Source organism: Variovorax sp. 01T439_2 (assembly GCF_056398445.1).
Genome location: NZ_JBFTPJ010000194.1, coordinates 1 through 9,545, shown reverse-complemented (window position 1 = coordinate 9,545; position 9,545 = coordinate 1). Strand labels below are relative to the sequence as shown.

The window sequence follows — 9,545 nt, the reverse complement described above, 5'->3', positions numbered from 1 at the left end:
CGCCAGCACCGGCTGCGGCGCCCTCTTCCACCTCCACCGCCGAAGTCGAATCGGCCGTGCGCGGATGGGCTGCCGCATGGGCCGGCCAGGACATGGACCGCTACCTTGCCGCCTACGGCCCCGACTTCAACCCCGGCGGCGGACAAAGCCGCAAGAGCTGGGAAGAAGAACGCCGCGCGCGCATCGTCGGCAAGTCGAGCATCAGCGTGAACATCGAGAACCTCGTGATCAGCGTCAACGGGCAGGCCGCAACCGCCAAGTTCCGCCAGATCTACCGCGCCGACAACCTCAACATCTCGAGCCGCAAGACGCTCGAGCTGCAACGCGCCGGCAACCAGTGGCACATCCGCAAGGAAAGCGTCGGCGGCTAGTGGCAGACATCGTCCGGCGCGGCCGGCTTCGGAAGCCTGCGCTGCGGCGCGGCGCGAACATGCTTGCCGCGCTCATGGCGGCATCGGCCCTGCTGCTGGCAACGCACGGCACGGCAGCGGCCGCATCGACCAAGTCCGCGAGCGCCAAGACCAGCGGCGCCAAGGCCAAGGCTTCCGCCAGCCGCCCGGCCGCCAGGGAAGCCAAGGCCAGGACGGCACGAAAAGCTTCCGCCGCAGAGGCAAGAACCGCTGCCGCTGCCGCAGCCAAAGGCGCCCCGCGCAGCAAGGCGGCAGCCGCTTCTGCTTCTTCTGCAGCCTTGCAGCAGGCCAGCAGCGCCGAAGCCCGCCTGATCGCCGTCTACGAACTGTTCGGACGCGGCCAGCCGCGCCCCGCGCTGGCCAAGGCCCGCGACCTGGTGCGGGACTATCCCAACTTCCAGCTTGCGCAGCTCGTCTATGCCGACCTGCTCGCCACGCAGGTGCCGCCCGCGCACGCCTTTTCAGACGCCACCGGCATCGGGCGGCTGCGCAGCGATCCGGCCATGGCCGACCTGCGCGAAGAGTCCCGCCGGCGCCTGCAGGCCCTGCGCGACAGGCCGCCGGCCGGCACCGTGCCTTCGCAGTTTTTGGCGCTGTCCACGCGCAGCCGCTATGCCATTGCGGTCGACGCCTCGCGCTCGCGGCTCTACCTGCTCGAGAACTCCGACAAGGGCCTGCAGCTGGTGGCCGACTACTACGTGTCCGTCGGCAAGTCGGGCATCGGCAAGGCCACCGAGGGCGACGCGCGCACGCCGCTGGGCGTGTACTACGTCACCAGCAGCCTCGACCCCAAGTCGCTGCGCGACTTCTACGGCGCCGGCGCGCTGCCCATCAACTACCCCAACCCCTACGACGTGCGGCGCGGCAAGACCGGCAGCGGCATCTGGCTGCACGGCACCCCGCCCCAGCAGTTCTCGCGCGCGCCGCTCGCGAGCGACGGCTGCGTCGTCATGGCCAACCCCGACCTGAAGCAGCTGCTGCGCAAGGTGCAGATCGGCGCCACCCCCGTGGTCACCGCATCCAGCCTGCAGTGGATTGCGCGCCCGCAGGCCGAAAAAGAGGCCCAGACCTTCACCAGCGCAATTTCTGCCTGGAAAGATGCCAGGGCCAACGGAAATGAAGCGCAATTGAAGAAATTCTATTTGCCCGATTTCCAGCGCAGCAGCGGCAACAAGAAAAACACCGATGGCTTTTCGGTGCTCCACGACGAAGTGGAATATGCCCAGGGCAAACGCGTGCAGTTCAAGGACATGTCCTTCCTGCATTGGCGCGACGGCGACGACACCATGGTCGCCACCTTCGGCGAAGTCTTCGAAGGCGAAAAAAGCGGGCGCACCCGGCGCCAATACTGGCTGCGCCAAGGCAGCGAGTGGAAGCTTTTCCACGAAGAAATCCTCGGCTGAGACCCTCCCGGYTGAGGGGTAGGTACCCCAAAGGTGTGACTTTTTGCACAAGAGATGCACCTATCTTGGGCGTTACAACTACCGTTACACACCCCTGCTACGTGACACGTAACGACTTTGTTCCCGTAACAAACGCCGTTTGAATGTTCCCAGGGAACGTAACGTTGTTACGGGTTACTGTTGTTGATACACGGAGTTACGCTGTATAACATCCACCTGGCCAGCCTCACTTGTTAACACTTTTTTAAGGGGAAATCATGCTTCGCTCTATTACTCGTTTTCTGCGCGATGAAGAAGGTGCTACTGCAATTGAATATGGGTTGATTGCGGGCTTGGTTGCAATTGGAATTGCTGTCGCCCTGACCGCTCTTGGTACGGATTTGTCGGGTCTTTTTACAAGAATTTCAACAAAGCTAAAAGCCGCCGTTTAAGTAGGTCGTGCAAGGGTCCGAGACGGCACCAAAACAATGACATTGACGTCAGCTTGTCTGCTCTGGCTTCTCCTTGTTGCCGTTTACGATTTTCGCCAACGTCGCGTTCCCAATTGGCTTGTGCTCGCAGGCGCCGCTTTGGCATTTGCAGCCCTAGCCTGGGGAACTGGGCCACTTGGACACGATTGGACCAACGCCTTGCTAGGTGCAGGAGTCGGCTTCGCGCTCCTACTCCTCTTTTATGCCTTCGGGCTCATGGGAGCGGGTGACGTGAAATTCGYTGGTGCTCTCGGACTGTGGGTCGGGCTATGGGCGCTGCTCCCCGTCTGGAYCATCGGCAGCGTTTTCGCCGGTTTGCATGCGGGGCTTTGGCTTGTGCTCCAGCGCTGGCCCGTTTCGCCGCGGCTCTCTCTCATGCTTTTCGGGCCCTCGCCTTCTGCAAAAGCCAATCCGCCGCTCACCCGAGTGCGCTTCATTCCTTATGCGGCCTACCTCGCGCTGGCCGCCGCGGTGTGGATGGTTTGGGGTCGACAGGGTAGCTAATCGCTCCGTCACCAYGAGCTGTTCATCGATAGCTCTCGAATGCTCCTTCCTCGACACGCCGCCCAATGATCAATCTGACCAAAATCATCGCCGCTATCCTCGTGCTCCTGGCCATCGCGCTCGGCGGCTATGCATGGATGCTCAGTCGTCAGTCCCCTCCGGCCGTCGCAGTCGCCCCCTCCTCAGCCACGTCGGCCAAGTCTGCCCAAGCGCAGACTTTCCCGGTAGTCGTTGCGGCCAAGCCGCTGCCCGCCGGTCATGCGATCCCGGCGGACGCGCTTCGTATCGAAAACCTAAGCATCAACCCCGCAGGAGCTTTTAAGGAAACGGCGGCGCTCGAAGGACGCGTGCCAGTGATCGATCTGAGTGAAGGTTCCCCGCTTCTCGAAGGCCAACTAGTTTCTGGCTTGGCCCTGCGCGTTGCTACGGGCGAGCGTGCGTTCGCCATCAAGGCCGACGAGATCATGGGCGTGGGAAACCAAGTCCAACCTGGCGACTTCGTCGATGTCTTTCTGATGCTCAAGGCCGACGGCAGGGAAAAGGATATCGACCGCAGTCAAGCGCGACTGCTCCTCTCGCGTAAGCGCGTACTTGCCTACGGCACTGCTTCCGTCGACGGCCTGCCTTCAAAGATAGACAAGAATGCGGCGGCACAGCAGGCACAGCGCGCCGAGGCGGCTCGCACCGTCGTTCTCGCAGTGCCGGTGGACGACATCAACCGGCTCACGCTCGCCGAAAACAGCGGCCGTTTGCTGCTGGCGCTGCGCAACCCGACCGACATGTCGGAACCCGACCCGAAGCTTTTTGCCGAACTGCCCACCGCCTTGCAGCCACCTCCGCAGAAAGCCGGCGAACCGCGCCGCCCACCACTCGAAGGGCTGAATCGCGCGCAGGCCGGCGTCACTACGGCCGACTTCGTGACCGGCGGCAAACCGAGCAGCGCTTCGCGCGCGCCAGTCATCGCTGCCGCGCAGGCACCAACGGCCGGCACGGGGGAGTCCCGCGGCGGACTCAAGGTCGAAGTCATTCGCGGCGACCGCAGCGAAACCATCAATTACTGATCAGCAACAAGTGGCACGCCCATGCACGCCACGCAGGAATCGAACACCATGACGATCGCCCTTCGCGCGAAAACAGCCGGTCCGGCACGTCCTCTGCGTCCAACGCTCGCGGTGCTGTGCCTGCTGGCCCAGGGGGCGTGGCCTGTGGCGGCCACAGCGGCAGATGCAACAGAGGCTGCATCTGCCCGTCCTGCGCTGCAACTGCGGATCGACGCGGGCACGCAAAAGGAATTGCTGATCGGCAAAGGCATCGAGCGCATGGCCATTGCCGACGAGACGGTCGCCGGTGTCGCCCTCACCCGCCAATCRCCCAACTCGCCAGCTGCACGCCTTATCGTCACCGGCAAGGCCGCGGGCCGGACCACGCTGATGATCTGGGAAAAAGGCCAGTCGGCTGCCACGGTCTACGCGCTCGAAGTGCGGCGCCGCGCCTCCACGCTCTCCGGCTCGCTCAACAGCATGGACGCGCACCAGGAAGCCCGTGACGCAGCCATGGCCGCCGGCGGAGAAAAGTCGGCCTTGCTCGACCGATCCGTTGTCAATGTGCGAAGCAGCACCGTGCAGGTGGAAGTGAAGATCGTCGAGTTCAACCGCAGCGTGCTCAAGCAGGCCGGCCTCAACATCTTCAGTACGCGCGCCAACTCCAACGGCTTCAGTTTCGGCGTTTTCACGCCGTCGTCGCTGCGTTCTGCAACGTTCGGAAGTGACGGATCGATTGGCGGCGAACACAACAACCCGCTCGCACAGGCATTCAGCTTGCTGTTCAACTTCAGCAAAGCCGGTATTGGCCTGAATGTCGGTTTCCTCGAAGGCAACGGCATGGCCCGCGTGCTTGCCGAGCCCACGCTGGTGGCACTCTCGGGCCAGAGCGCAAGCTTCCTGGCCGGCGGCGAACTGCCCGTGCCCGCGCCCCAGGGCCTCGGCACCACGAGCATCGAATACAAGCCCTTCGGCATCGGCCTCACGCTCACGCCCACGGTGCTGTCGAACGAACGCATCGTGCTCAAGGTGGCGCCCGAGGCCAGCGACCTGGACTACACCAACTCGCTCAGCATCGGCGGTGTCGCGGTGCCCGCGATCAGCACGCGCCGCGCCGACACCACGGTGGAACTGGGCGACGGCGAGAGCTTCATCATTGGCGGGCTCGTGAGCCGCACCACGACATCGAACGCCGACAAGGTTCCGCTGCTCGGCGACATCCCGGTGCTCGGAACCTTCTTCAAGCAGAACAAGTACCAGATGAGCGAGAAGGAGCTGGTGATCCTTGTCACGCCGCATCTGGTGAAGCCCATTGCGCGTGGCACGGATCTGAGTCCGTACCTGCCGGGTGGCGCCGAACAACGCGATGGCCCCGTGTGGCGCGCACATCTGCTGGGGCCGGCCTCGGGCACGACGGTGCCGGGCTTCTCGCGTTGACCGAACCGAACCACGCAAAGCCCTTGGCCGACGCCATGAATGCCCCACGCGACAGCCTTCCTGAAATTGGTGTGGAGACCTATCTCTTCGCATCGCCGAACAGCGGCCACATCACATGGCTGAGCGACGCGCTCAACCAATTGGGCGCAGTGGTGATCCTTCCCTCCGAAGCCAAGTCGATCGACGAGCGAATTGCCATGCTCAGTCCGGCGGCCGTCTTTCTCGATTTCTCGGGCGACCACGCCGCTGCAGCAGGCGAACTCCATCAGCGCCTCAAGCGTGAATGGCCGACGCTGCCGGTGCTGGCAACGGGCGTTTCGACCGAGCCAGCTTCCATGCTTGCCGCGCTACGTGCCGGCGTGGACGATTTCGTCGACATGAGCGCACCGCCGACCGATGCAATCAACACGCTGCGCAAGCTGGTCGATCGTCAAGGCAGCCTGCAAAGCCACGCCCGCGGATGCACGCTTGCGCTGCTGGGCGCGAGGCCCGGCATTGGCGTGACCACGCTCGCGGCCAGCCTGGCGCTGGTGCTCAACGAACAGCCGTCTCAAACGGCCGCACCTTCTCAGAGCCGCAACATGCGCCGTGGCGTGGCGTTGCTCGACCTTGGACTGCCCGCCCGAGACGGTCTTCTGTATCTGGACACGCAAAGCGGCTTCAGCTTTGTCGATGGCGTGCGCAGCCTGCGCCGCCTCGACCAGACGCTGCTGCACACCGCATTGGCCCACCACACGAGCGGCGTGGCCGTGCTGCCGCTGCCCGCGAGCCTTGCGCAAGTGCGCGAGATCTCGCATGCCGATTCGATGGCACTGATCAAGCGGCTTGGCGATTTCTTCGATTTCCAGATTGCCGACCTGGGGGGTTTTTCGACGCTTGATTTCGTCGCACAGACCGTGAAGGTTGCCCAGCACAGCTGGGTGGTGTGCGACCAGAGCATCGGCGCAATCGTCTCCACCGCGAACATGCTCAAGGAACTGCGCACCCGCGGCATCGACACCGATCGTCTGTCGCTCGTGGTCAACAAGTTCGACAGCCATGTGGGACTGCCGGCCAAGGACATTGCCGACCGGCTCGAACTGCCGCTGCACCATGTGCTGCCGGCACGCGGCACGCAACTGCTAGCGGCGGCAAGCCGCGGCGAGATGCTGGTGCGCACCGCGCGCAGCGACGCCTATTCACAAGCCGTGGCCGCCCTCGCACGCGGGCTGAACCAGCAATACACGTCCGACGCAGGCGAGGCGCCGGCCAAGGAATCCAGCTGGGTCGCGCGAATGTCGCAAATTGCCGGCTTCTGGAAAAGCTCTAGTCAAGGTTGAAACGCCTCTATGTCCAACGATCTCGAATTCGCCGACGATGACCAGGCGTTCGTCAACTCCCAGCAGTTCCAGGACATCAAGAGCTGGACGCATGACCATCTCTTGAGCCGCATCGAAGAGCTGGGGGCGGAGTTCGGCCGCTGGTCGCGCGCCTCGATCCAGCAGTTTGTCGAACTGGAAGTCGACAGCTTCGTCCGGCTGCGCCGCGTGCCGATCAACAACCGCGAGATGCAGCTCATCTCCGACGCGCTAACCAAGGAGCTTGCAGGCTTCGGGCCGCTGGAAGACCTGCTCAACGACCCTGCGGTCGAAGACATTTTGATCAACGGCTACCAGAACGTGTACGTGTCGCGCCACGGCATGCTGGAGCGCGAGACCGTGCGCTTTGCCGATGCAGAGCACGTGATGCGCATCGTGCGCCGCATCCTCGCGCCGCTGGGGCGGCGCCTCGACGAATCCAACCCGATGGTCGATGCACGGCTGCCCGATRGCGGGCGCATCAACGTGATCATCGAGCCGCTGGCCATCGACGGGCTCTCGGTCTCGATCCGCAAGTTCCGCAAGGAGCCGCTCACGCCGGCTGACTTGGTGAAGCTCGGCACCTTCGACGCAGGCATGGCGCAGTTGCTGGAGATTGCCGTGCGTGCGCGCTGCAACATCCTAGTGAGCGGCGGCACCAGTTCGGGCAAGACATCGCTGCTCAACGCGCTTGCCACCTTCATCCCCGCGCGCGAGCGCGTCATCACCATCGAAGACACGGCGGAACTGTCGCTGGGCACCAGCCACGTCGTGAGGCTGGAAAGCCGCCCTGGCGGTTTCGACGGCACGGGTGTGGTGTCGATCCGCGACCTGCTGCGCAACAGCCTGCGCATGCGGCCCGACCGGATCATCGTGGGCGAAGTGCGTGGCGCCGAAGTGATCGAGATGATGCAGGCAATGAACACGGGCCATGAAGGCTCGATGGGCACCATCCATGCAAGCTCGCCGCGCGAATGCCTTTACCGCCTTGAAATGCTCGCGGGTTTTGCAGGCTACCAGGGCAGCGAAGTGAGCCTGCGCCGGCAGATTGCCAATGCCATCGATTTCATCGTGCAGATCGGTCGCCTTTCGAATGGGCAGCGCCGCATCCTTTCATTGAGCGAAGTCACCGGCGTCAACGACAACGTGGTCGCGATGCAGGAGCTCTACCGCTTCGAGCCGATCACGTCGCCCGACGGCGAGGAGCGCGATCGTTGGGTGTCGCTGGGCATTGCACCGCATTCACCCAAGATCACGCGCTTCCGCCAGTCGCTGGCGCGAGGGCAGCAAGGAGACAACCGTGGCTAAGGTCCTGCTGACGGTGGCTTGCATCGCGCTGCTGCTTGCAGCCGCGGGGCTGCTGCTGTGGCAATGGGCAAAGGGGCGCCAGGCACGGCAGGCGGCGGCACGCCACTTGGACCAGCAGATCCTGGCCAGCACGGCGACTGCAGTGCAAACGCCGATGCCCTTGCGGGATTTGCCGAGCGATGCGCTCATGACCGACCCGTGGCTCGAGACCGAGGCAAGTGCTGCTGCTTCAGAACCCGTTGGCTTTCTTGAAAGAGCCTTGCCCGATTGGCTTGTAGGCGTGGTTGATCCGCGCATGGTCGCGCTGGGCTTAGCCGCCATCTTGGCGTTCGCTGCTCTTTCTGGTCTGTTCGGTGGCTGGATCGTGGCGCTGAGCGTGCTCGCGCTATTGGCACTCCTCGCAGTTTTCACCGTCTGGCTGCGACTACAGAAAGTCCGCCGCAAGCTGGTTAGCCAGTTGCCCGCCTACATCGACGCGATGGTGCGGCTGATCACTATCGGCAACTCAACACAGGCGGCTTTCCAACTTGCAATCCCTACCACGGAGGCTCCGCTACGCGGTCAGCTGGAGCGCGCGGCATCGTTGGTTCGCGTGGGGATGGATCTGGATCGCGCCCTGCACCAGATAGCGAGCAAGGTTCGCATCGAGGAGATGTACCTGCTGGCCGCCATCCTCGGCCTGGGCGTGCGCTATGGCGGACGCTCCGACCTGCTGTTGGAACGTGTCAGCAATTTCATGCGTGACCGCGAGCAAGCAGAGCACGAACTGATCGCCATGTCGTCGGAGACGCGACTCTCTGCGTGGATCCTTGGATTGTTGCCAGTGAGTATCGGGGTCCTTCTCATCGTTATCAATCCCGCATATTTCTTGGGGATGTGGAATGACGACTCAGGCCGGACGTTGATCTTTGCCTCTGCAGGTCTTCAGTTGTTTGGTGCAGGTCTCCTTTACCGATTGGCGAGACTGACATGACATTCACGTCCAACCAAATGGCGATCTTCAGCCTGATGCTCTTAGCAATCGGGCTGATGGTTGGCGCCGGCGCACTGATCGCGGCCGAACTGCGTCGCACGCGCAGCGGGAAGGTCATCGGTCGTGCCATTCATCAGATCGTCGCTACTCCGAATGGGCCAATGGAATCCGTCGATACGATGGAAGCGGCGGGCAACTCCGTGAAGTCGGACATCGAGTTGCCGTTTCATTGGCTCGATTCGCGCTTTGGCCGGGCACTGGTTGCCGATGAAGACCGCAATCTCATCGACCAATGCGGCCTTTCCTCAAAGCAGGCACAGCTGGTCTTTCTGGTAACTCGCGTCGTCCTCGCCGTTCTGCTCCCCTTTCTGGCTTATGTGCTGTGGAGTGCGGATCATGCGCAGCGCACTGTTGTCATCGTGTTGGCGGCCGCTTTCGTACTCGGCTTCATGGTGCCCAAATGGATCCTCGGCCGTTTTGCCGCTGCGCGGCGTGAGCGCGCCACACAGGAGCTTCCCCTTTTTATCGACCTGCTGCGCTTGCTTCAGGGGGTGGGATTGAGTCTGGACCAGAGCCTGCAAATCATGGCCACCGATTTCTCACACGTGCTGCGCGTGCTCGGCCACGAATTGAGCCTGGCCAACAACCAGTACAGCCGCGGCC

At 63.2% G+C, this 9,545-nt stretch carries 10 protein-coding genes; all 10 read left to right on the top strand.

The window, feature by feature from the left end; translation table 11 throughout:
• Window positions 1–371, top strand: a 371-nt coding sequence (locus AC1DOC_RS11605; protein ID WP_478129823.1) for a L,D-transpeptidase Cds6 family protein, incomplete at its 5' end; no start/stop codon positions are given.
• 59 nt (window positions 372–430) lie between these two features.
• Window positions 431–1,813, top strand: a complete 1,383-nt coding sequence (locus AC1DOC_RS11600) for a L,D-transpeptidase family protein (RefSeq protein ID WP_478084115.1) — start codon at window positions 431–433, stop codon at window positions 1,811–1,813.
• Between the two features lie 257 nt (window positions 1,814–2,070).
• Window positions 2,071–2,244 carry a Flp family type IVb pilin gene (locus AC1DOC_RS11595; RefSeq protein WP_478084113.1) on the top strand — a complete coding sequence of 58 codons (174 nt, stop codon included), beginning with the start codon at window positions 2,071–2,073 and terminating at the stop codon, window positions 2,242–2,244.
• Between the two features lie 36 nt (window positions 2,245–2,280).
• Window positions 2,281–2,787, top strand: coding sequence for an A24 family peptidase (locus tag AC1DOC_RS11590; RefSeq protein WP_478129822.1), 507 nt, complete (start codon window positions 2,281–2,283; stop codon window positions 2,785–2,787).
• Between the two features lie 65 nt (window positions 2,788–2,852).
• Window positions 2,853–3,848, top strand: coding sequence for a Flp pilus assembly protein CpaB (gene cpaB, locus AC1DOC_RS11585; protein WP_478084111.1), 996 nt, complete (start codon window positions 2,853–2,855; stop codon window positions 3,846–3,848).
• Window positions 3,849–3,896: 48 nt separating this feature from the next.
• A complete protein-coding gene (locus tag AC1DOC_RS11580) occupies window positions 3,897–5,264 on the top strand; it encodes a type II and III secretion system protein family protein (RefSeq protein ID WP_478081135.1) in 1,368 nt (455 codons plus the stop codon).
• Between the two features lie 23 nt (window positions 5,265–5,287).
• Entirely contained in the window at window positions 5,288–6,583 is a 1,296-nt protein-coding gene (locus tag AC1DOC_RS11575) for a CpaE/TadZ family protein (RefSeq protein ID WP_478081136.1), read from the top strand.
• A 9-nt stretch (window positions 6,584–6,592) separates the two neighbouring features.
• Entirely contained in the window at window positions 6,593–7,909 is a 1,317-nt protein-coding gene (locus AC1DOC_RS11570) for a CpaF family protein (protein WP_478129821.1), read from the top strand.
• A complete protein-coding gene (locus AC1DOC_RS11565) occupies window positions 7,902–8,882 on the top strand; it encodes a type II secretion system F family protein (RefSeq protein WP_478081137.1) in 981 nt (326 codons plus the stop codon). The genes AC1DOC_RS11570 and AC1DOC_RS11565 overlap by 8 nt, the downstream gene beginning before the upstream one ends.
• On the top strand, window positions 8,879–9,545 hold a 667-nt coding region (locus AC1DOC_RS11560), incomplete at its 3' end, for a type II secretion system F family protein (RefSeq protein ID WP_478129820.1). The genes AC1DOC_RS11565 and AC1DOC_RS11560, both read left to right, overlap by 4 nt.

Excerpts from the sequence above, each read along its gene's own strand:
- AC1DOC_RS11600 (WP_478084115.1), top strand. The coding sequence starts at position 431 with ATGCTTGCCGCGCTCATGGCGGCATCGGCCCTGCTGCTGGCAACGCAC.
- AC1DOC_RS11595 (WP_478084113.1), top strand. The coding sequence starts at position 2,071 with ATGCTTCGCTCTATTACTCGTTTTCTGCGCGATGAAGAAGGTGCTACT.
- cpaB (WP_478084111.1), top strand. The coding sequence starts at position 2,853 with ATGATCAATCTGACCAAAATCATCGCCGCTATCCTCGTGCTCCTGGCC.